This is a genomic window from Acinetobacter rudis (genome assembly GCF_000829675.1).
In the GTDB taxonomy this organism is placed as follows: domain Bacteria; phylum Pseudomonadota; class Gammaproteobacteria; order Pseudomonadales; family Moraxellaceae; genus Acinetobacter; species Acinetobacter rudis.
On the sequence record NZ_BBRX01000038.1, the window covers coordinates 17,471 to 41,287 of the forward strand.

Below are 23,817 nucleotides of genomic sequence, written 5' to 3' on the forward strand. Positions count from 1 at the left end.
ACAAAGCATGTGCACATAAAAATCAATTAATTTAGAGTTCTGGCTGGATAAAATCTGGCTACTAACTAATTACAATACAAACAATTAAGTTGCCTATTTAATTCATAGCTGATACCCCTTAATCACATCGTCAATCACGATACGCATAGCACTTGGGCTTGCAGCCGTGGTATACCAAGCATCAGCATCGACAAAAACAACTTTGCCATTTTTCCAAGCTTTGGTCTGACGCAGTAATGGATTGCTCACTTGTTCAGCATTAATTGTTGCACGGCGCTCCATCACCGCAGTACGATCAACGATATATAAAATGTCTGGATCAGCTTTTTGTATAAATTCACTTGAAATTGGCTGGCCATGTAAACTTGTATCAATAGCGGTACTGGCAGGTTTTACTCCTAATGAGTTAAAGACAAAACCATAACGAGACTGCACGCCAAAGTTACTAAATGCCCCATTGTTATGAAGTACGACCAAAGCTTTTTCAGTACGATTTGCAGTGATTTGTTTGGCTTGATTAATTTTTTGATCTAATTCAGCCGCTTTCTCTGCTGCAATTTGCTTACGATCAAAAATTTCTCCAAGACTGAATAAATGTGACTTAATGCTTTCAAAGTGCTGTTGCTGACTATTGTTGAAATTAATGTCGTAATGAACAGTCGGTGCAATTTCAGTTAAAGTTTGATATTGATTGGCTTGTAACGGAGTAATTAACAATAAATCAGGTTTAAGTGCATAGATCCGTTCCATATTCGGTTGTACGATTGCACCCAAATCAGCAACACTCTCATCATTTTTATACTGACTTAAAAAATGCGGGACATAGTCTTTAGGCATTCCTACGAATTTAACGCCCAACTGGTCAAGAAAGTCTGCTTCATTCATATCTAACACAGCAACACGTTGCGGACGCTGCTGAATAACAGTAGTGCCTAGTTGATGCTGTATGGTGATGGGATTTTCAAGCAACTCCGCGTTGTGTACTTGTGCTGTAGGCTTTTTTTCACACCCAGACAAAACTACTGCCGTAGTTGCAGCAAAAATCACAGCTGCAGATTTAAGTTTCCAATTCATTTGTTCAACTCCGATCAATTAAAATAGCTACAGACATAACCGTGTTCACTGTGGTTAATCACAAAATCTAGCTCATATAAATCACCTAAAAGTTCTGCGGTAATCACCTGTTGAGTTGGCCCGCTAAAACATAACTTGCCCTGTTTAAGTGCCACGATATGATCTGAATAATTCGCTGCGAAATTAATATCATGTATTACCAATATCACTGTACGGCCTTGTTCATCACAGAGCCTGCGCAGTGCGCGCATCAACTGCACTGCATGTTTCATATCAAGGTTGTTTAAAGGTTCATCAAGCAACAGTAAATCTGTTTGTTGAGCAATGGTCATCGCCAGATATGCCATTTGACGCTGCCCACCACTGAGTTCATCGACATAGGCATGGCGTAGTGCTTGTAAGTCCAGAAAATCTAAAGACTCATCAATAATCTGTTGATCTTTTTGGTTTAAGTGACCACGACTATGTGGAAAACGACCAAAAGCGACTAACTCTTCTACGGTCATACGAAGATTCAATCCTGGTGATTGACGTAAAGTTGCCACTTTTTTAGCATACTCAGCTTTACTGATTTGGGTAATACTGCGTTGATCCAACACAACTTCCCCCTGATCAGGCTCAGATAGATGTGCCAACATCATCAGCAACGTTGACTTTCCCGCACCATTAGGGCCGATTAAAGAAGTGACTTGCTGAGAAGGAAATTCAATATCAATTTGATCGAGTACGGTTTTACCTCGATATGCTTTATGAATATTACGTGCAGTAATCATGTCACTCCCCTCAAACGCACTGTCAGTAGCAAGAAATACACCCCACAGATCAGATTAATTAAAATACTGACCGTGGTTTTATAGTTAAAAATATGCTCAACCAATAACTGAGCAATTAAAAAAACTGCGATAGCAACAATACTTCCCATCGTTAAAGTACAGCGATGCTGATAACTTCCTGCAAGTGCATAGGCAATATTGGCAATAAAAACTCCCATAAATGCAGTTGGACCAATCAAGCTGGTGGAGATCGCAACCAATACAGCGATCACAGCGAAATACACTTTAACTAAATGTTGATGATCAAGCCCTAAAGTACTTGCTTGCTCACGCCCTAAGACCAATACATCAAGTAAAGGCAGACTTTTACGTCCCCAATAGCCCAAGGCAACGACAGCAACACTGGCATAAAGTAATGTTTCAGGCTGTGACCGATTAAAAGAGGCATAACTGAGCCCCTGAAAAATAGAGAATTCTCCAGGACTAATTTTGAGTTGAATAAATTGGGTTAGCGTGGTGAATAACATGGTCAAGACCAAACCACACAACAACAGTTGAAATACATCCTGTTTAGCATGCCGAAGTAACCAATGTTGCACCGCCCATGAGTAGAGCAACATTAAAAATACGGATAAGAAAAAGTTGCCATTTAACCCAAGCCATAGCAGTGCTTGAGTACCAAACACAAATAACAACAGGACTTGCCACAGTAAGTAAATTGCCTCATAGCCCATGACAGCAGGTGTTAAAATTCGGTTACCCACTAAGGTCTGAAAAATAATGGCAGAGAATGCGACACAGATTCCTGCAAGTACAATGGTTGCTAGCCTGAGTAAACGCCGTGGAATAACGTAGTCAAAATCCATGTTCGATTGAAAGAATATGAAAAACACGGACAACAAAAAAACCAGAGCAATCATGATGATATATTTAGCTTTAAAGTTGTTTATGCTCAAAAACGCTCCCTTTAAATGAGTTGTTTTATTCATGTACGCATCCTTTTAAAAATCAGGATCAAAAATAACAATCCCCCAACACCACCTGCCGTTAGCGCAATAGGCACCTCAAAGGGATACAGAATAAAACGACCAATAATGTCACAGAGCAGCAATAAACTGGCCCCGCCAAAAGCAACAATCGGCAAAGTCTTTTTCAGGTTCTCACCATATTTCAGCGCGACTAAGTTGGGCACAACCAAGCCAACAAAAGGAATTGCGCCTACAGTAATCACACTTGCCGAGACTGTTGTTGCCACAATCAACAGACCGATCGCAGCCATCGCGTTATAGTTCAAACCTAAACTTGAGGCTGTATCCGCGCCCATGCCAAGTACAGTAAAGCGCTGTGCAAATACATAACTGAGGATAACCATCGGTACAATGATGTACATCAATTCATAATGCCCTTGGACTACCCGAGAAAAGTCTCCAAGTAACCAGCCCTGCATGCTCTGCAACATATTGTTTTGATAAGCATAAAACTCAGCTAAAGCAGCCAATATACTGCCGTACATCAAACCAATGACTGGAATTAAAAGACTATTACGAAATTGAATTCGACGAACTATCGCGATAAAAATCAAACTGGCAATAAGGCAAAATATCAATGCAAATAGCATCTTACTGATCATATTGGCATTTGGTAGCACGGTTAATGCCACCAAAATACCGAGCTTCGCTGCATCTAAACCACCCGTTGTACCTGCTTCCACAAAACGGTTGCGTACAATGTGTTGTAAAATTACTCCACAAACCGCAAGTCCAATCCCCGTTAAAATAATGGCAAATAAGCGAGGTAGACGACTTGCTGTTAGGGTTAACCAAGTATCACTCGAAAAGTTAAGTAAATCTGACCACTGTAGCTGCTGTGCCCCCAAAAATAATGACAACAGACATAACACGCTAAACAGCAGAAAAAGTGCTCGTGGCATAGGTGTTAAACCTCTGCCTGCATAGAACCAGTAATTTTCCAGCCTTGCACATGATGGCTTTTTTCTACAAAATGCTGGTAATGCCCATTTAGCTGACTTAACTCTGTCACTGTGCCTTGTTCAACCACGCTACCCTGATGTAATACTGCGATATGATCAGCAGCTCTGATGGTTGAAAGCTGATGTGCTATCACTAAAATGGTTTTCTTACCACGTAAACGATTAAGCACCTCACAAATAATCGCTTGGTTTTGTGTATCTAAGGCAGCAGTCGCCTCATCAACCAATAAAATGGGTGCATCTTTGATCAGCGCACGGGCGATTGCCATACGCTGGCGTTCACCACCTGACAAACGAGCACCAGCTTCACCCACTAAGGTGTTCAGTCCATCCGGTAGATCAGCGATCATCTCACCGAGCCCAACCTGCGTGAGTACTGCTAACATTTCTGCTTCATTTGCGTCAGATCGACCTATTCGCATATTGTCGGCAATACTGCCTGCAAACAAATAGTTGTCCTGAAAAATCTGACTAATCTGTGTGGTGAGCTGTGCATAAGGAAGTTGTTTAACATCCACACCTCCCAAGGTGACCTGACCTTGATCTGCATCGTAAAAACGCGCTGCTAACTTAGCAACCGTACTTTTACCTGAACCAGAAGCACCAATCAGAGCAGTCATACTGCCAGAGGCGATATTTAAATTAAGCCCTTGTAATACCTGTGTGCTCTCTTGGTCATAACTAAAGTAAACATCTTTAAAGCAAATTGAATGATCCACTAAAGTCTGCGTTACACTGACTTCTGCTAATGCTTTTTCATCAAAAATAGCTTGGATTGCAGCAAGCTGCGCTGTAGCTCCTCGGAGTACCTCGCTATAGCTTGCCACCTCAGTGATCGCTTCAATAAACCGGCAAAGTAAAACTAGCAATACGACTGTAGCAATTAACTCACTCAGTAAAATTTGGTCAAAAGGCGTAACGGTTAATCCAAACAAAGTGAGTATCAATAAAAGTGCAGATACAATTTGAATTACCCATGTATTGAGTACTGCTGCACTTGAAGACAACATTATCAATTTAAAGGCTGAACGACGCTGCCGATCAAACGCTTGATCTAGAAAACGTCGGCTATTGCCCTCACCGTTAAAGGCACGAAAAACTGATTGTGCTTGAGCAAATTCAACAATCCGTTGACTCGTCTGTGCAAAGTTTTCTTGATAAGTTGCATCAGTATAGCGAGCAATTTTCGCACTTAACCAAAATATAAAAGCAAAAATCGGTAAAGCAATCAAAGCCATCAGACCCAGTATTGGAGACCAGAAAAACAGCGCAACAACAATAACGATGGGGGTAATTAAACTGGTGATGAGCGGTGTAAAGACATGTGCAGGTAATTGTGCAACGGCCATCATGCCTTGGCTGACAATATGGTTAAACTGTGCACTATTTTTTTGGTTGAACCAGCCTACTGGTAGGCTTGCAACATGCTCACCCAAACGCAATCGAGCACCCGATAAAACAGTAATCCCCACTTGGATACCCTTTTGTTCAACCACACGACGTAGTCCCCAACACACCGCGATACAAAGTATCATCAACAATAAAAATGTTATGATCTGATCATGTTTTCCGTGTAAAACCTGTGCCAATAACATGGCAAGTAAAACCATACTTAGGCCACAAAGCACGGCATAGAGCACTGTTAAACCTATATAACGATAGAAAATAAAACGATCTTCACCCAATAATTGAGAAAAAGTTCTTAACATGTGGCTTCTCCTTCAGATCTTGGCTGGTGAGTTGCATGTGACCATAGCTGTGCGTACAGTCCCTGTTGCTCTAATAGCGCATGATGTTTGCCTTGCTCTGCAATACGACCTTGATCAAGCACCACGATATGATCAGCATGCATAATGCTGTCCAAACGATGCGCAATGACCAATAAAGTACGACCTTGAGCAAACTGAGCTAAGGCCTGTTGAATCGCAATTTCATTGTCAATGTCAGCCGCTGCAGTCGCTTCATCGAGGACTAACACAGGTGGATCAAGTAAAATTGCACGTGCAATACTGATTCGTTGACGTTCACCACCAGAGAGCTGTAAATCCTCTCCAATCACGGACTGATATTGTTTTGGTAAAGCCATGATACGTTCATGAATATTGGCAGCCTTTGCAGCTGTCTCAATCTCATCTTGGGTTGCTAAGGCACGCCCCAATGCAATATTTTCTGCAATCGTTGCATGGATCAGTCGTGTTTCTTGTAATACAAAACCTATATGTTGATACAAACTACAGCTATCCATCTGCCGAATATCGACCCCACCTAGACGTATTACACCTGTAGTCGGATCAAAAAATCGCAATAAAAGCTGGGCAATGGTAGATTTACCAGCACCAGAAGGCCCAACAATCGCGGTGACTGTGCCAGGCTTCATTGTTAGATCAAATTCTGTTAGAACGTTCTGCTCTGCATAGGCATAGCTCACTTGCTCAAATTGAACGGTACTGTCTTGAATATGAGCGCCTTGATCAGCTGGCAACTCAACTAAAATAGGCGTTTCCAATAAATTTAAGATACGCTGTGCGGCTGCCTGACTACCCTGTAAATCATGCAGTAAGGTATGTAAGAGCAATACTGGTGCACAAATTGCAGGTGCAACCAAGACAAAAGGAAGTACTTCAACAGCTTCTATCCAGCCCATATAACTCATGACTGCAGCAGAAAAGATCACCACACCCAATACTGTAATTGGCGCAACCATCGCATGAGCATGTGCCATTGATTTCACTAATGGACGTGTAAACTCTCGAAATGCTTGTGCAAATGCATTTACAGCATGCTGATAACCACTTGAAGCCTGACCACTTTGTGCGAAGGTTTTGACCACAGGCATCGCTGCTGTAAATTCAACAGTTGCACTGTTCATTTGACCTAACTGTGATGCAAAATCAGGGATACGCGCTTCACTACTTTTCATGGCATGTCTTAAGAAAAGTAAAAAACCCAGAAAAGGTAAAAATGATATCAACGCTAAGCGCCAATCCATGATCAACAGATAGATCGCAGCACTGACCATTGCACCCACAGCTCGACCCACAGCTGGATAAAAGTGTGCAGTTAAACTATGCAATAAGCCGATATCATCCTGCATCGCTTGTTTAATTTCACCAGAGCTACGTTGACTAAACCACCCCAATGGGACTTGGGTGAGCTGCTTTGCTATTTGTTGCTGAAGCTGCCCTGTAATTTTATGATCAGCAATATGTGCAACGAATTCAGCCACAGTGATAGACAGCACGCCTAATAATAAGCTCCCCAAACCAACAATAGCTAAAGTGATCATATTCGTTGAGTCACTTAAAAAGTGTGTATGAGTCCCTAAGTAAATAGCTTGAACTAAGCCAGCAATTAACGCTAAAGGTAACAAACTCAACATTGCCCCAAGTGCAGACAATAATGCCGAAAAAATGAGTTGTACTCGTATCGGATCCAATATACGGCTCAATGCAGTGATTTGCTTGGGTCGCTGTTCTTTTGCATCACGTTCACTCATAACACTAGGCGTCCTGTGGTTGATCATTCAGGTTAGAACTCCTCCCTCACCGCCGAATTGAATCAAATAATTCACTTGACTAAACACAAACGGTAATGAGAATCTCTATCAATAGATTTAGTTGCATTGTAGTAAACTAATTAAATAAAGTAAACGGATTTGACCCATCTTCAATGACATGGCAACATGCAAAAATTAAATTTAGGAGTAAATATGCCCACGCTCACCAAGCAGGTTTCTCGCGGAAGACCTCGCACGATCACCCATGAACGCATCATGAATGCCGGTATCGAAATCGGTTTATTAAATATTACTTTTGTGGGCGTTGCAGCGGCACTTGGTGTCAGCCATATGGCTTTGTACAAGCATATTTCTAGCCTTGAAGAATTAAAGTATTTGATTGCTGAGGAAATTTTTTTACGTTGGCATATACCAGAACCAGAGAGTGTTCCATCTACTTCACTGCATGATTATATGATTGTGTTTATGCATTCACTTCGAGAACTGGTCAAATCCAATGCAGGACTGACCCCATATTTAATTCGCCGACTTGCAACGACACCATCGATGATCGCTAAAATTGAGCAACATCATAAAATTGTCGCAAATGCTTATAATTTAAGCATCGAACAGGCACGCTGGTTAGATTCAACAATTGCCTTTCATTGTATTGCGGTTGCAGATACGATTTATTCAGTTGCAGGTAAAGAGCCAATTAAAAACACTGAGCGTGCTGATGAAGAGGCTGAGATGGAATCTGAATTTATTCAAAGTATGCAAGCGCTTATTATAGGTGCGCTGAGCATGTTGAACGAAAAAAAATAGCCAGTTTAATGTTGTTCTGGACAATAAAAAAGAGTGCCTGCTGCCAAGTCGCAGGCACCCAAAAACTGATTAAATACTGTGATGAACTAAGTCGAGCTTAAGTCAAACTCGTCTGCGCTTCATACATACGAATTTGCTCGCCACTTTCTTCTTTGACCATCGTTAAAAATTGCCAGCCACATTTTTCATAAAAATGCTCATGGTCAGTGATCAAATATAACTTCTCAATATTCATCTTTGCAAAATCTTCACGTACAGCATCAAGCAATTGTTTTGCTATATTTTTTCCGCGATATTCATCTTCGACAAAAAGTGCGCATAAGTTTGGAGTCAAATCTGTTCTTTCATGAAAATCATTGTCGATTACGCCACATCCAGCAACAATTCTTTGTTCTGTATCAACCACAATATACCACTGTGGAATTCCGATTTTTTCTGCGATCGATTGTTGAATACTTTCTTGATAAATCTCTACAGGTAACTGCCATTTTTCAGCAAACCATGTAGCTGCTACCAATAAATACTGTGGAAAATCTGCTAATTTAACTATTTCCATGAACACCTAACTCTCTATGAACATCACATCATCTCAACTGATCACATAGTTTAATTAAGTTTTATGGAGATTTGATTTAATGATTGTGGAGCTTTGATGGAGTAGATACAAATACGAGGATTTCGTTGAACCTCAACAAAATGCTAAGAAATTCATTTTTAAATTATATTCATCGACCAATTGAATAAATGCATCTGTCACCATATAAATATATGGCTTTTCATCATCTTTAACGATATAGCTTAAGTGAATATCACTTTTGGGTCTCTCTTCTTGATCAAGTATAGACATCTTATTTTTAATTCTTAAGGCATAAATATCAGACTCAGCCCCATTTATTAAACACTTATAAAACTCACACTCTAATGCTAACTGCTGATTTAATTGTTCATAAAATCTTTTAGAGAATAATAAAACTCCTGAAGAAGAGTAGTAAAAATCATAACTTAGAGTATCTTCAAGAAAATCACTCAACTCTTCATCATATGTTAGGTTTATTGTTGGAAAGTTTAAAAAACCGTTATTTTCATCAAATTTAAAAAAATCGATTATTCGACGCTGATTGCCTTTTAAGTCAAAAGAAAAGTCCCGATTGACATCTTCACATGGATAAATTGTATAAAACTGCATCGCGTTAAACCTATTACTTTTTAAGATATCCATTACTGAGCTTTTAAAAGAGTTTTTTTCTATAAAGTACTTTTATCAACCTTTCTGCTGCTCATTATTGTTCTCTTCAATCCTTATTACATCGAGTCGCTAACACACCATGCCTAATTTAAACTGTCACCAATATCATCAAAAACTAGCTTTAAGATACTAAAAAACAATCAAAAACAAAATCATTTAAGCAATTGGATTTTGGCACACCACCATTATGACTCAGTCAAAAAACTCATATTCTCTTGCCGGCCTTATCTTTACTTTATGTTCGAAGTCTACAATTGCTTTTACACAACATTTTCTATGTGCGTTAAGAAAAATAAGCTCACGCACATTCAGTTTATTTAATTTCCCTGATATGTTTCAAAAACTTTAATTTCATACTCAATTTACCTCACTGAATCACTTTACGTCTGACTCATTTTTTTAATTCCCACATATTTCACTCAAATCATCATCATTGATTACCTCACCTAATTGATGTTGACCGACAAAGGATTCAAGCTTCTTCGCTATTTGAAGTGTATTGTTTTGAATATTTTCTTCTAAATCCAGTGAAGCAGCTAAAAATATATGATTCATGATCGTTACAACATCATCTATCTGCTTTACCAGGAACTCTATGCTTTCCAGTATCTTTGTCTTTTTTTCCATTTTAAAAAGATTAAATCCAAGCTCATATTCAAATCCCACATATGTTTCACCTAATAGCTTAGGCTTAATATATACATCAATCACTAATTTATATTTTTTAGAGCGGTATTCACATTCATAGCTTGCGTAAAAAATATTGGTATAGAAATATGCCTCAACTACATTAAATTTTTTGTCTTCATCCAAACTATTTAACCAATTTAGATCAACTTTAAAGAGATTATTTTTCACAAAAAACCAATTGTGGGTTGGTTTAAGTGCTACCAAAAAATGCTCATTTAAATATCGTTGAATATCACTCATCGTCAAGTTCATCACATGCATATGTTAAAAAGATTTCTAAATAATTAAGCATATTGAAATTTGCTTCAATAAAACAGCAAATTGACACTGCAACTTCACCTTCAATCCAAGTTAAAGAATTCCATATTTATTTAAAATACTTTTCTCTCTAGTTGTGAGTTCTAACCCTTCGATGAATACTGGACTAATTTTGCTAGAATGATGATCTGATAAACATCGTGAAAAACTCATTCTAAGTGAGGATAAAGAGAGAGAAATACGCTTAGGATCATGCCAAATTAATTCGCACATGATCCTGATGCAAAGTCTAGAGACTAAATCTGTACATCTAGGTCATCAAACTCTTTGAGTCCATTGCCCTGTTCAACCAACTTACTATAGTGTTCAACTCGAGCGTCATCGATCACGGAGCTACTCACACCCGCTTTCCAATATCCAAAAACACGAACATCTTCTTTTTCAAGCTTTAACTGTTTAAGACTATATTCACGGATTTGACGGGCCTGAAGTCGATCACATGCAGCCCATAAGGTCACTTGTGCTGGTTGCTCTATTTGTTTAAATGCTTCAAATAATTTTTGCTGCGCAGCTTCTGGCTGCACCAAATGATAATTTACACTGCTTAGCTGCGGTAATTCATTGAGAAGATCAGGTTCAGCTGTTGCTATAAAGATCTCAGCTTGAGCATGCTCAGGCCACTGCTGCAACATGGCATAGACCGCTGGCAATGCAGTATCATCAGCTAAAATAATACATTTTTTCTGTGCATCCCAACGGGGATTGACATGTACTCGCGGTCCTGTCAAAGCAATCGTTGAACCAACTTCAATACGATGTAACCACTTCATCGCTGGACTTTCACTCCCATGAAGCACCAGATCAACTTCAACTTCTTGTGTGTTCTGGTCGAAGTGACGGACAGTATAGATCCTTGAAATTGGGCGACCATTTTGCTGTTGCTCAACATCAATACGGATCGCCAAGTTCGGTAAACTCCAGAGTTCTAAATGCTCTGTCACCACTTTTGCGCGTAAGCGAACGATTGAACTATAGGGCTGTGTTAATGCAGTCACTGTCATTTGTGTATGTTGCATACCGCTCATATGATCTTCTTGTTGCAGTAGATCAGTTTGCTGTTCATTCATAAATTGCTCGCCTTTTACTCTGTTTTAACGCTATTGCCATGTAGATGACAATAATTTCAAGCATAACACATATTTTTAAAATGATTATCATTTACATTAACAATCAAAGACATTCTCAATGTCTCATAAAATACAGGCAGGTCTTGCACCAGTGCTTAAACTTTGATGATGTCGACTATGACTCAAACATAATGCTGCTAAACCTGCGGCATGCCCCGAATACCAAGCACCACCTGCAAGCATAATACGTTCACCATAATTTCTTAAATAGACTTGAGCTTGATCGTGTCCTGCTTGATTTGGAAATAATCCTAGGTATTTAAAAATCGGTGCAATGACTTGGCCAGTTGTACAAGTAATCTGTTGAAACTCCCCATCCATTAAACCAGACGGATGCCCCAGCTCACCCAATGGACCATTGTAATTGAGAATTTCATGACTCAGTATTGGTGTCCCAGCATTGCCCTGTAGATTTGCACTTGGCGCATCATACTTAGCACTCTTGTCCTGCCCAACTGATATTAATCGACCATCAAGTAAATTAAGCGCCTGCCATGCCGAAGAATCTTTCGCTAAATCTGCATGACTGGCATCGTTATTGGCAATAATCTGGATTTCACCATCAACTAAGCGTAAACCTGTTTGCCATTCCCACATATTTCCGCACAAATCTGCTATCCCATACGGACTATGATCATGTCGCCACTTATCTGGCCCACTCCCAGTATACGTTGCAGGGTTTCCTGCGGGATAATCTAAATCCCCATGATCCACACGCTGGCCTTGCTCAGTAGGATCAATAATACTATGGCCATTTTCTGTATTACCGTACTGGGCATAATGCTGTTTTTGACACCAAAGCATCAAAAATGCGCGCTCAGCATTGGTACTTAAATGCCAGCCCTGCCCATTTGCACGTGCCAATTGCACGGCGGTATCAAAATCCAAATGTGCTGCGGGCTTCATCTTTGGTAAACTAATCAACTCACCTTGTCTCACCACACCCGCATAAGTTCCATAAAAAAATTCAGAATGTACTTGAGTCTTAGTAATAAATGCTGGATGTGGGCCTTGACCAAACTCCTGACCAAGTTCTTCACAGTTCATGAGTGGGATGACGTTCATATAACTCGGCTGACCTTTGGCAGTATAAAGCACGGTCTGTTTACCTTGTGATTCAAGCTCAACTTTACGTCTTAAAGTATCACGCTCTAAAATCATCATAATAATACTCTTTTGTTCAGTTTTACCTTAAGCCAAGACGTGATGTTTTAAATACACGCCTGGGTTAAAGATAAAGTTGATGATTACCACTGATAACTAAAACTCGCTGTTACAACACGATCTTGCCCAATAAAGCAGTACATTTGTGAGGTACAACTAGCGACATATTTTTTATTGGTTAAATTGCTGGCATTGACTGACAAACGACTACCAGCCAGTGAGTTTGATAATTGTCCTAAGTCATAATGTGCTGCAACATCAAACAAGGTTGCATCTGGCACTTTAAAACTATTGACTGGATTACCCCAGGTTTCTCCCAGATAGCGTACCCCTAAGCCCAATTGCCAACCCTGCAATACGCTGTATTGGGGGCTGTAGTCAATCCAAGCTGAGGCGCTGTGTTTTGGTGTCTGAGCCAATGATTTACCTTGATAATTCGCATCTTGAGTTAGCTCGTTGTCGACATAGACATAACTGGTCATCAGATTGATCTGATCGAGTAATTGTGTTGTTGCTTGTAATTCTAGCCCGCGCGAACGAACTTTTCCTGACTGTGTCCAATAACCCAAATGCTGTGTATCTGAAGTTTTGACATTGTCTTGATCGAGTTGAAACAATGCAGCACTGAGTAATGTTGCGGTGTCCGTTGGTTGGTATTTCACCCCAAGTTCAATCTGTTTTGCTTCTGTAGGTGCAAAGGATTGCCCATAATAATCATTACCCAATACAGGATCGAATGAAGTCGCATAACTGATATAGGGTGCAATACCTTGATCGAAAATATAATTCAATCCGATACGCCCACTCCATTGTTGATCATGTTGTTTTCGACTCGTCCAAACAGGTGAATAACTACGTGATTCATCATTTAAAATAGACCAATCATGGCGCCCCCCCAAGGTTAAACGCCAATGATTCAATGCAATTTGATCCTGCACATATATCCCATAACGATTAAATTTTTGTCGTACGTTATACGGCCAATTGGTCATGCTGTCTGAGAAGTCAATCGGTTTGTGTGGGCGATAATCATTTGGATTAAAGGGATCAAAAGCAACGGGGTCCATACGATAAGAGTCATTATTGATCTTACCTGTTGCATAGTCGAATCCCAGCAAAATATGATGTTGCCAATCACCCCAGTTTATTTTTTTCGCAAGATTATTATCAAATTGCAAGGTGGTTGAATTGGAAGGAGCTAAGCCATAAGTACCCTCTAACCACAGCTCACCTTGACGATCTTGATAGCCGTATACTGTGGTTCTTTTGGTGTCTGAGTTAATATACATATAACGTAAGTTACTGTTTAAGACCCAATCATTATTAAACTGATGACTAAACAAAGAACTCAATGAATGTTGTTCACGTGATGATGCATTAAAATCGATATCAGAAAAATTACGTTTGCGATCCACTTGCGGATAGCGACTGCCATCTAGTCCTAAGGCAACTGCTGGTAGACTGTTATAGTCTGGGATCACAGGCTCATCCGAATAAGTCCCCAATACTGTCCACGAGGTTTGTTCTGATGGTTGCCAACGAATAGAAGGCGCTAAATAAATACGCTTATGCCGTGTATCCTCAACCTGAGTTTTAGTGTGAAGTGCTGTTGCAGTAAAACGATAGCTTAAACTTGCATCTTCATTCAACGCACCTGTGCTATCTACTCCTGCTTGATAACGATCAAAATTACCTACTTGAATAAACAACTCATGTGAACTTTCTGTTTCTGGTCGACGACTCACCTGATTAATAATGCCACCACCTGTACCTTGACCATACAGTGTAGAAGATGGGCCACGTAAAACCTCAACACGCTCTAAACTATAAGCATCGACTTGTGGCGACCAAGTCGAGACATTACTGATGACACGCATACCATCTAAATAATAATCCGCATCAATACCACGAATACGAGTGATATCTAACTGACTACCAAATCCACCAAAACGCTCACTATTCGCACCTGCTGTATAACGTAAAGCTTGACTGGTGGTTGTTGCAGGTTGCACATCCATTTGCTTACGTGTCACTACAGATACAGACTGTGGATTTTCAAGCACATCGGTCGGGGTTTTACTTCCAATGGTCGTATCCTTGGCAACATAACCACGCACTGGACCAATACTATTTTCTTTCTCCGCGGTGAGTTTAATCACAGGAAGTAAAACTCGCTCCTGTGGATCATGGTCTTGCCCTGCTACTTCTGCCCCTTGTTCAGCACTATGCACAGTGTTATTGCCAAGACATGCCAACATCATGGCCAGTGCTAAACGCTTTGGTGCAGTATTAAATTGATATGTTGTGTACAGCCGTTGATGCTGAAATCCAAATAAATTCATGGTCTAACCCATTAGTGAAGTAAATCAAAAGTCGAGTGAGTAGTACCGACTGACCGTCAGTCGGTTGTGTTTAAAAAAATAGCTTTTAATATGTAGTGCGAATCCACCACTACGAGGTATATGTTTAAATCATGTTGAGCTCTCGATAGCAGCGCTCTGCTTTAAACTAAAGTAAATAAAGAAAATAGCAGCTAAGAATAATCCACCCATGCAGACTACCGCGGCGTGAAATGCCATCAGCTCAGCTTGCGGCAAGCTCAAACCAGATTGCTGTGCAAATATCGTGATTAGGCTCATACCCGTTCCAAGTGCAGCAATCCCCATGGTCATGCCTAATTGTCTTAGCGTATTTAAAATCGCAGCTGCAAAATTGGCATCCTCATCTGCTACGCTACTCATAATTAAGGTACTTGAACCTGGCACAATGAGACCAATACCAACACCCATCCAAGCACTCAACGTCACAAAATACAGCATCGCAGAATCGACTTGGAAGCTATACATAGCCAACAATGCTGAGCCCGATATTGCCAATCCAACATAGAGCAAGTGAGTCAAGGCATAACGCTGCTGTAATTTTGAAAAAGCAATAGATACAATGGCTTGAGTAAGGAATTGTGGAGCGATCAACCACCCTGTTTGAGCCGCACTAAAGCCTGCTTGATTTTGATAAAACAGCGCAAAGACAAACAATGAGCTATAGCCTGCAAAACCCAAAATAAACGAAATGGCGTTGTAACTTAAAAACTGTCTGTTTCTAAAGAGATGATTCGGAATAAGTGGATCAGCAGCACGTTTTTGCTGCCAAACAAAAGCCATTGCAGCCATAACAAAACAGAGCATTGCCAACAATAACCAATATCCTAAATGCGCCTGTTGTAAAGCAATAATGCTATAGGTCAGACTGGCCACAGCAATCACGCTATACATTAAACCGAGAAAATCAAAAGAACTGCCTGTTAATGCCTGTTTCTCATCCGCCTCAATAGCGTAATAACCTAAATACAATGTCAGCACACCTACTGGTAGGTTGAGCCAGAAAATACTTTGCCAACCAAAGTGATGAACCATCAAACCACCAAGTAGTGGGCCCACAATCAAGGAAAAAGCACTAAAAGAACTCCACCTCCCAATCTCTCGTGCCCGATCATGAATCTGTTGAAAGTGATGCACAATAATCGCTAAAGCCAAGGGAATCAGTACAGCACCTGCAATCCCCTGAATTAGTCGGCCAATAATCAATACACTAAACTGCGATGCGACTGCACAGATCGCAGAGCCAATCATGAAAATACCCACACCCAGCAGCCACAATCTTTTACGGCCCAAACGCTGACTCAAGGCACCCACTGCCAACATCAAACTCGACAAACTCAGTGCATAGCTATCAATAACCCACTGCAAGTCAGCCATATCACTATGAAATTCATCTTGAATACTACCCAGTGCAAGATTGACACTACTTAAATCCACCAAACATAGAAAAGTACTGATATATAGCGCGGCAATCAGATACATCTGTTTATTCATCACTTTCATATATCAACCTGTCTCTTTCTCAAATGAGAATCATTATATTATACATTGACCGACGGTCGGTCAATATGTAATATACAATGCTTAATGCAAATTTCAGTCAGATTATTGCTGAAGTCTTGCATTGGCCCCGAATTAAAAATTGACACGACGATGAGTTATGAAGAAATCAGTATGCTTGTTTTATCTATTGAGTTTGTTTTTCAGTTTATGCTTTACAGTTCAAGCTGCTGTTCAGCCTTTACGTTTTCAGGATATTGCAAAACAACAGATTCAAATCAATCGTCCTGTACAGAAAGTGATTTTAGCCAATGGCAACCTTGCCTATGCGGTCGCTGTTATAAATCCGACTCAACAGCCTTTTCGTTTAATCCAAGCTTGGGGCGATGGATTTAAGGTTGCGGATTATACTGGATATCAAGCTTATCAACAGCGCTTCCCCACACTTGCCAATATCTATACGTTCAAAGATAACGATGTAAGCAATGTCAATTTAGAAAAAATTATTGCATTACACCCAGACGTGGTTATTTTTAATCTCAGCAGTAAGTCTACAGTTGATCAATCTAATTTCCCCAAGGCATTGGCTAAGCTGAATATTGCCATTGTCTATGTTGACTTTAGCTTAGACAATGCTCGCAACACCGCACCCAGTATTGAAATCCTAGGGAAAGTCTTTGATCAGCAACACAAAGCACAATTGTTTAATCAATTTCGCCAGAAACATTTAGATCTGATTGAAAAAAACTTAAGCAGCCTGCCTACACCACATCAGCGCCCCCAAGTATTTATAGAACGTGCAGCAGGTTTATACGAACAGTGCTGCCTGTCTTATGGACGACACAATCTTGGACAATTGGTCACGCAGCTTGGTGCAGAGAATATTGCTGAACGTTGGATCAAAGGATACGGCATCGTTCATCCTGAACAGCTGATGACCAGCCATCCAGATTTAATCATTATGACAGGTGCAGATTGGAAGTTTTATTCTCCACAAGGTCAATGGATTAACCTTGGGCCTGGGGTCAATATCGCACGCAGTCGACAAAATATGCAGGCTCTTTTGCAGCGCCCTGCTTATAAATATTTAACAGCAGTAAAACAAAAACGTGTCCATGCGCTCTGGCATCCCTTTTATGACAGTCCTTATCAATTTATTGCGATGCAACAAATTGCGAAATGGCTCTATCCAGAGGCTTTTCGCAATGTAAATCCTGAATTGCATTTCCAGCAATTACATCAACAATTTCTTCCCATCCCCTATCAAGCGGGATACTGGTTTAATTTGGATAAAAATTCATGAGTCATCATTATCAACGCTCAGTACAACGCCGTTTATGGATGATCGTTTTACTTGGACTGATTACTCTCGGTGCATTTTTTGCAGAGCTGAGTTTAGGTCCTGCAAATTATAGTTTACAGCAGGTGATCACTTCGCTATTTGGTTTATCTCATGATGATGCTGTCAATATGGTGCTTTGGGAAATACGTTTACCTGTAGCACTGACCGCAATATTGGTCGGTGCAAGTTTGTCAATCGCAGGTCTACAAATGCAAACTGTACTTAATAACCCTTTGGCTAGCCCTTTTACTTTAGGGCTTTCTTCTGCAGCAAGTTTTGGTGCAGCATTAACCATTGTTCTGGGGATTAATTTTTTACCAGAACAATGGTTAGCATATGCGATCCCTGTCAACGCATTTCTCATGAGTATGCTTGCGGCAAGTTTTATTTATTATTTTAGCCATCGGCATCAAGCCAGTACTGAAATGATTATTTTACTGGGAACAAGTTTGGTTTTTAGCTTTAGCGCACTGACTGATGCTTTACAGTACATCTCACCCGAACAAGCTATTTCAACGGTGGTATTTTGGAATATGGGCAGTTTGGCACGCAGTAACTGGATCAAACTGGCGATTATGGCTGTTTTCTTTATCGGATGTTTTCTTGTCTTTGCTCGACAATCTTGGATGTTAACAGCCTTAAAACTTGGCAATGCACGCGCTAAAAGCTTTGGTATATCAGTTGGTCGTTTACGTTTACAAGGTATTTTACTGAGTAGTATTTTAGCGGCTTGTTGCGTGGCATTTGTTGGTGTGATTGGTTTTGTAGGTCTAATTGGCCCACATATTGCTCGGCTCTTGGTTGGTGATGACCAACGTTTTTTACTACCAGCCTCAGCTTTATCTGGAGCATTATTATTATCTTGTGCTTCAGTTGCCAGTAAAACCTTAGTTCCAGGTCAAAGCATACCGATTGGTATCGTTACTGCACTGGTAGGTGTTCCCCTTTTTCTCATCCTCATTGTACGAGCTGTTAAATCATGAGTTATTTAAGCCTTAATGCAGTTGATGCACTGTATTCAAATAAAACTGTATTAAAAAATATTTGTCTAGGCCCTTTAGCCCAAGGTCACTTACATGTGTTATTAGGCGCAAATGCTGCAGGAAAATCCACACTATTAAAACGGATCTATGGTGAGATTCAAGGACAAGGTCAAATTTTTTGGGGGCAACAGCTGCTTTCAAAAATCAAAAGAGATGATCCGCTTTTTCCAAGATATGTCCCACAAGATACCCATATGGCTTCAACGATGACTGTGTTTGAAGCGATTTTAGTTCCCCTCAAACAATCAGGCCGTTGGCAAGTTTCTAAAGTAGATATTGAGCGAATCGAACATCTGTTGCAACGTCTTTCAATCGAGGCACTCGCCTCAAGAAAGCTACAGCATTTAAGTGGTGGGCAACGACAGTTAGTCGCTATTGCTCAGGCTTTAATTTGTCAGCCTAAAATTTTATTGCTCGATGAACCTACCAGTGCTTTAGATTTGCATCATCAATTTGAATTACTCAGTTTATTAAAAGACATAGCACGTGAACAAGATATTTGTATATTGACCATCTTGCACGATATTAATCTCTCTTTGAACTTTGCAGATACCATTAGTGTGCTGCATCATGGTCAGATCTATGCCAGTGGTCTCCCCAAACAAGTCATTACGCGTCAAATGCTTGCAGATGTTTATCGGGTTCAAGCCCAAATTATTCAAAACCCAGCACTCCCTGCTGTTGTTGTGGTTGAAGCAGCTTTATAACTCTGTCTCTCACAGAATTTACTTGTTTAATTCACCATGACCTAGCATTTTTAAATATTGCAAGGCAATTTGTTCAGAAAAATCAGCCGTATTTTCAAGTTGATTGGCAATAGCTTCATCGGCTACTCCATGAACACCGCAGTAAATTAACAGCGCGGTCAATCGAGCTTGTCCCAAAGACCAGATCCCTGCTTGCTCTCCACCAACGAGGATCTGCAACAACTGCTCAAGCATCATGTTCTTTTCGCTATTTTTACGTTCGTGGTGGTGGACACCAAACACAATATCATGCACAGGATAAGTCTCTAGATAGGTTTGGACATTTGTCGCAATCCAGACCTTAAACTGACTTACCCAATCATCTGCTGCACATTGCCTTACTGCGTTATCCAAGACCCCAATAAAAAACTCAATATATTGTTTCTTTAATGCTTCAATAATATGTTGCTTGGATTCGAAGTAATGATAAAAAGTACCTTTAGCCACACCTGCACGCGCAATAATCTCACTAATGGTCGTGGCTTCTACACCTTTTTCTAAGAATAAAGTTTGCGCTGCACTCATCAGCTCATCAATCCGGACTTCTGCGGGCTTAGTACGTCGTTTATTGATCTGAGATGAAGATGACATAAGGTTCCGAATATTTATAGACTGCCTACATTATAAGTGAGCCATCAGCAATCCACAATTTTACAAGGTGAGCTGTATCAATAATACAAGTTAAATAAACAATATCTCTGCAACAACAGCTTCAGATCACTCACAACACCCTGATAGATAGGTCAACATCGAGTCATTTAAGGACATCTCGCTCTTTCACGCTGCATTTTTCTTGAACTCAAATATTTTTTAGATAAATTAACTATTAAGTTCCTTTTTTAGATCTACTTATCAATATTACAAACGTAGAAATGAATCAATAAATTAGGTTTTCATCATACGTAAAGGAGTTATTCATGCAAACTGAACGTCATAAAATTCAAGGCAGAAAAGTAAAATTTGATTTCTCCGATTCTGATTTAATTTGGATTCCTAATGACCATTTTTCTTCACACATGATTAATGGTGTAAATCTATTATTACCTGCTGGCGAATTTTGGTTCTGTCGAGTGTACAACAAGGCCTTGCCTTATATTACTGACGAACAGTTAAAACAAGATGTGATTGGTTTTATTCGCCAAGAAGCAATCCATGCCAATGCACATATATTGGGTCAACAGTATTTAACCTCACATGATGTCGATATTGACCATATCAAAAAAATGGCTGACAAAATTTTTGGTTCTTTACTCTCAGAGCAACCACTTGGAATGAAAGCTCTCCAAAGAAAATCTATCGAACATCGTTGGTTGGTATTTCGTGTAGGGATTATTGCAGCCATTGAACATTTTACAGGTATTCTAGGCCAATGGTGTTTGGACAATAAATCTTGGGATGAATTTAACTCAGATCCAGTCATTGCTGATTTATTCCGCTGGCATTTGGCTGAAGAAGTTGAACATCGTACCGTTGCTTTCGACTTATTTGCTCATTTAGTTCCAAATAAAGCGACATTCTACGTCTATCGCCAAGCATTAATGGCGATTATCTTTCCACTGTTTATGTATTTACTCACTGAGTCGGCGCGCAGTATTGCCACAAATGATCTTGATCAAAATATACAAAAAATGGTGAAAAAAACCTTCATCCGCTGGTTAATAGAAATTGAAAGTGTGGGTCGTAAAACTCAAAATATCCCGACTTTTAGTTTTTTAACCAAATCAACAATTCGTTGGATGTCACCAGCTTTCCACCCTATTGATGAAGGAAATACTGAACAAGCCTTGGCCTATTTAAATCAATCCCCAGCAGTCAAGCTTGCTCAATTTTATGAAAATGAAAAAGCCAGCCAATTAAAAAATTAACCAGACGCAATCTATCAGCGAAAAAAAAAGCCACACTCTGGGAAGTGTGGCTCAAAACTTAGCTCTTCATGTTGAACATTGTAATGTATATAAACTGACTTATTTATTTAATTTTTAGAACACATTATCCTAAATATCAAACGATATCGTTTATCTTCATAACAATATAATGATTAATGGCCCTCATCTATACTTTCATAAAGTACATTGGAAAAACGATAACTGTGAGCAATCAAGCGATCCATCCAACGCTGTGCAGCCAATAATTCCAGTCCCTTCGCTGCACTTAGTTGATGTACTTCACTATATTCCATGAGTTTTAATCGAATCTCGGCACGATGATTACTGGTCCATTTTTTTAAATTGTTCAGCTCATCTCTTAAATGACTAATTAACTCTAGATCTGTAAGATTCATACCGTACTCCATATAGTTATCAATAATATGGACATAGTCTAAGGCCAACTGATATACCATAGGTTGAGTACGAAGTAAGCAGCCATATTCCATATGCTCTAAATCACTTCGTAGTACACGGACATAGATCATTACTCTTAATAAAGCTAAAAAACTCTTTTTTAATTCACTGTGTCCAACCAGTGCAATTTTCTCTAGATACTCTTCAACCTGTGCAATAACTTGGTCAAGTTCATCGAGCTGCTTTTGTTTAGGCAATATACCTTCTTTAATCAATAATCGTAAAATACTGAAAATCTCAAATAGACAATAATGAACCACCTGTCGAGCAGACTGTAATGCTGCACTTGGAACTTGCAAACTGGTCTCATCTAGACATGCCAAGATCGAAGGAGAATCATCAGGTAATATACGAATCACAAATGCCTCAAGTTGTTTAATCATCGGCATGAAAATAGCCGCACCCATTAAACTAAAGGCGGTATGAAATATCGCGAGTAAAATAACAGCATCAAAGTCTTGAAAATAAGCGACCTGTTGAGTTAAAGCAATAAAAGCAGGTGCCAACAGTATAAAAGCAACTGCTGCACTAACTAAGTTAAAAATCACATTGACAGCTACAGTGCGTTTTGCATTAATTGATGCGCCAATCACAGACAAAACTGTGATACTTACTGCGCCAACATTTTGCCCAATCACCATAAATAAGGCTTGAGGAAAATCTACTGCACCACTGGCTAATGCGGCCATGGTTGCGGTAATTGCGGCAGTCGACGACTGTAAAACCATCGCCATAACAACGCCAATCAATACCAGTAATATTTTTGACCAAAAGCCCGAATAAGCCAATAATGTAAAATCACTTTGTTCTGAAAAACCCGCCATTGCTGCTTGTAACACATCAATACCGTAAAAAATCAAACCAAAACCAGCAATCACTAAACCAAACAATGCTAAGCGATCTTTACACAGCAACTTGATAATCGCCCCAAGTGCAATTAAAGGTAAAGCAAACATTGAAATGGAGAACTTGAGTCCGACAAAAGCCACCAACCAACCGGTACTGGTTGTGCCGATATTGGCACCAATAATAATCCCAATTGCCTGTGCAAACGTGAGCGCACCTGCACTGACAAAACCTATCGTTGCTACAGTCGTCGCTGTAGATGAATTGACTAAAATAGTTAAGCCAATCCCTGACAGCATGGCTTTAAATTTATTTGCAGTAAACTTGGTTAATAGTGCTTTTAATGTATTACCAGCAATTGATTTAAGGCTATCGGTCAGTAAAGTCATACCGATGAGGAATAAACCAACACCCCCACATAGCTCTGCGATAATTTGCAGCATGCAATACCCTCTACATCATTCGACAACGTTGACGATTTACTTATGAATCTTTCAACATGCTCGATTCATTTTAATTTTTTATTTGAAAAAAAAGGCAAGCTGTAAATATAACAGCTTGCCCTTCAAACAGATTAAGCCATTGTGTGAATCGTGTCTTTGAATCGTTTCCAAGCCACATAGAAAAATACTGAGGCAATTGCAATTAAGCAGAGAAAAGATGGCCAGACCACATCAAAACCAGCATTACGATAAAGAATAGCTTGTGCCAAAGAAACGAAGTGTGTTGTTGGCGCAACTAACATCACTTGTTGCACGAACTCAGGCATACTTTCTCTTGGAGTCAAACCTCCAGATAGCATTTGCATCGGAATCAACACTAGCATCATCAACAAACCAAACTGCGGCATTGACTTCGATATGGTAGCCATATAGATCCCCATTGAAGTCGTCGCAAATAATGTGAGCAAAGCCCCC

21 protein-coding genes are annotated in these 23,817 nt (G+C 39.8%); 5 read left to right on the forward strand and 16 right to left on the reverse strand.

What is annotated here, in order from left to right:
• Positions 1-102: 102 nt before the first annotated feature.
• The 6 genes from Aru01_RS11165 to Aru01_RS11190 all read right to left on the reverse strand — a co-directional run bounded on the left by Aru01_RS11165 (position 103) and on the right by Aru01_RS11190 (position 7,333).
• Positions 103-1,074 carry a siderophore ABC transporter substrate-binding protein gene (locus tag Aru01_RS11165; protein WP_016655973.1) on the reverse strand — a complete coding sequence of 324 codons (972 nt, stop codon included), beginning with the start codon at positions 1,072-1,074 and terminating at the stop codon, positions 103-105.
• Between the two features lie 14 nt (positions 1,075-1,088).
• Positions 1,089-1,847 carry an iron ABC transporter ATP-binding protein gene (locus Aru01_RS11170; RefSeq protein WP_016655972.1) on the reverse strand — a complete coding sequence of 253 codons (759 nt, stop codon included), beginning with the start codon at positions 1,845-1,847 and terminating at the stop codon, positions 1,089-1,091.
• The gene (locus Aru01_RS11175; RefSeq protein ID WP_040331189.1) at positions 1,844-2,767 is read right to left on the reverse strand and encodes an iron chelate uptake ABC transporter family permease subunit; all 924 of its coding nucleotides are present in this window, start codon (positions 2,765-2,767) and stop codon (positions 1,844-1,846) included. Before Aru01_RS11175 ends, Aru01_RS11170 begins: the two co-directional genes overlap by 4 nt.
• 65 nt (positions 2,768-2,832) lie before the next feature.
• The gene (locus Aru01_RS11180; protein WP_016655970.1) at positions 2,833-3,777 is read right to left on the reverse strand and encodes an ABC transporter permease; all 945 of its coding nucleotides are present in this window, start codon (positions 3,775-3,777) and stop codon (positions 2,833-2,835) included.
• A 5-nt stretch (positions 3,778-3,782) separates the two neighbouring features.
• Entirely contained in the window at positions 3,783-5,546 is a 1,764-nt protein-coding gene (locus Aru01_RS11185) for an ABC transporter ATP-binding protein (RefSeq protein WP_016655969.1), read from the reverse strand.
• Positions 5,540-7,333, reverse strand: a complete 1,794-nt coding sequence (locus Aru01_RS11190; protein WP_016655968.1) for an ABC transporter ATP-binding protein — start codon at positions 7,331-7,333, stop codon at positions 5,540-5,542. Before Aru01_RS11190 ends, Aru01_RS11185 begins: the two co-directional genes overlap by 7 nt.
• A gap of 186 nt (positions 7,334-7,519) precedes the next feature.
• On the opposite strand from Aru01_RS11190, the gene Aru01_RS11195 reads away from it, so the two are divergent.
• On the forward strand, positions 7,520-8,158 hold the full coding sequence (locus Aru01_RS11195) for a TetR/AcrR family transcriptional regulator (protein WP_228128734.1): 639 nt from the start codon (positions 7,520-7,522) through the stop codon (positions 8,156-8,158).
• Positions 8,159-8,255: 97 nt separating this feature from the next.
• On the opposite strand, the gene Aru01_RS11200 is transcribed toward Aru01_RS11195, so the two are convergent.
• From Aru01_RS11200 to Aru01_RS11230, 7 genes are all read right to left on the reverse strand, one after another.
• Positions 8,256-8,714 (reverse strand): GNAT family N-acetyltransferase, encoded by a 459-nt coding sequence (locus Aru01_RS11200; protein ID WP_016655966.1) that lies wholly within the window; start codon positions 8,712-8,714, stop codon positions 8,256-8,258.
• 132 nt (positions 8,715-8,846) lie between these two features.
• Positions 8,847-9,344, reverse strand: a complete 498-nt coding sequence (locus Aru01_RS11205) for a hypothetical protein (protein ID WP_016655965.1) — start codon at positions 9,342-9,344, stop codon at positions 8,847-8,849.
• A 459-nt stretch (positions 9,345-9,803) separates the two neighbouring features.
• Entirely contained in the window at positions 9,804-10,334 is a 531-nt protein-coding gene (locus Aru01_RS11210) for a hypothetical protein (protein ID WP_042111367.1), read from the reverse strand.
• Between the two features lie 314 nt (positions 10,335-10,648).
• On the reverse strand, positions 10,649-11,479 hold the full coding sequence (locus Aru01_RS11215) for a siderophore-interacting protein (RefSeq protein WP_016655963.1): 831 nt from the start codon (positions 11,477-11,479) through the stop codon (positions 10,649-10,651).
• A 123-nt stretch (positions 11,480-11,602) separates the two neighbouring features.
• On the reverse strand, positions 11,603-12,703 hold the full coding sequence (locus Aru01_RS11220) for a formylglycine-generating enzyme family protein (RefSeq protein WP_016655962.1): 1,101 nt from the start codon (positions 12,701-12,703) through the stop codon (positions 11,603-11,605).
• Positions 12,704-12,786: 83 nt separating this feature from the next.
• Entirely contained in the window at positions 12,787-15,045 is a 2,259-nt protein-coding gene (locus Aru01_RS11225) for a TonB-dependent siderophore receptor (RefSeq protein WP_016655961.1), read from the reverse strand.
• Positions 15,046-15,174: 129 nt separating this feature from the next.
• Positions 15,175-16,584, reverse strand: coding sequence for an MFS transporter (locus tag Aru01_RS11230; protein ID WP_016655960.1), 1,410 nt, complete (start codon positions 16,582-16,584; stop codon positions 15,175-15,177).
• Positions 16,585-16,741: 157 nt separating this feature from the next.
• Here Aru01_RS11230 and Aru01_RS11235 point away from each other — a divergent pair, with 157 nt between their 5' ends.
• From Aru01_RS11235 to Aru01_RS11245, 3 genes are read left to right on the forward strand one after another with little or no spacing between them, the layout of a single operon-like run.
• Positions 16,742-17,884 (forward strand): ABC transporter substrate-binding protein, encoded by a 1,143-nt coding sequence (locus Aru01_RS11235; RefSeq protein WP_016655959.1) that lies wholly within the window; start codon positions 16,742-16,744, stop codon positions 17,882-17,884.
• Positions 17,881-18,906, forward strand: coding sequence for a FecCD family ABC transporter permease (locus tag Aru01_RS11240; protein WP_016655958.1), 1,026 nt, complete (start codon positions 17,881-17,883; stop codon positions 18,904-18,906). The genes Aru01_RS11235 and Aru01_RS11240 overlap by 4 nt, the downstream gene beginning before the upstream one ends.
• Entirely contained in the window at positions 18,903-19,673 is a 771-nt protein-coding gene (locus Aru01_RS11245) for an ABC transporter ATP-binding protein (RefSeq protein ID WP_016655957.1), read from the forward strand. Before Aru01_RS11240 ends, Aru01_RS11245 begins: the two co-directional genes overlap by 4 nt.
• A gap of 18 nt (positions 19,674-19,691) precedes the next feature.
• Here the strand turns inward: Aru01_RS11245 and Aru01_RS11250 are convergent, their stop codons facing one another.
• Complete coding sequence (locus Aru01_RS11250; protein ID WP_016655956.1) at positions 19,692-20,303, reverse strand: TetR/AcrR family transcriptional regulator; 612 nt, start codon at positions 20,301-20,303, stop codon at positions 19,692-19,694.
• 326 nt (positions 20,304-20,629) lie between these two features.
• Between Aru01_RS11250 and Aru01_RS11255 the strand changes: the two genes are divergently transcribed.
• A complete protein-coding gene (locus Aru01_RS11255; protein ID WP_016655955.1) occupies positions 20,630-21,577 on the forward strand; it encodes a metal-dependent hydrolase in 948 nt (315 codons plus the stop codon).
• 173 nt (positions 21,578-21,750) lie between these two features.
• On the opposite strand, the gene Aru01_RS11260 is transcribed toward Aru01_RS11255, so the two are convergent.
• Together Aru01_RS11260 and Aru01_RS11265 are read right to left on the reverse strand one after the other, a co-directional pair.
• Positions 21,751-23,343 carry a Na/Pi cotransporter family protein gene (locus tag Aru01_RS11260; RefSeq protein WP_016655954.1) on the reverse strand — a complete coding sequence of 531 codons (1,593 nt, stop codon included), beginning with the start codon at positions 23,341-23,343 and terminating at the stop codon, positions 21,751-21,753.
• Positions 23,344-23,474: 131 nt separating this feature from the next.
• On the reverse strand, positions 23,475-23,817 hold a 343-nt coding region (locus Aru01_RS11265; protein WP_162183611.1), incomplete at its 5' end, for an ABC transporter permease.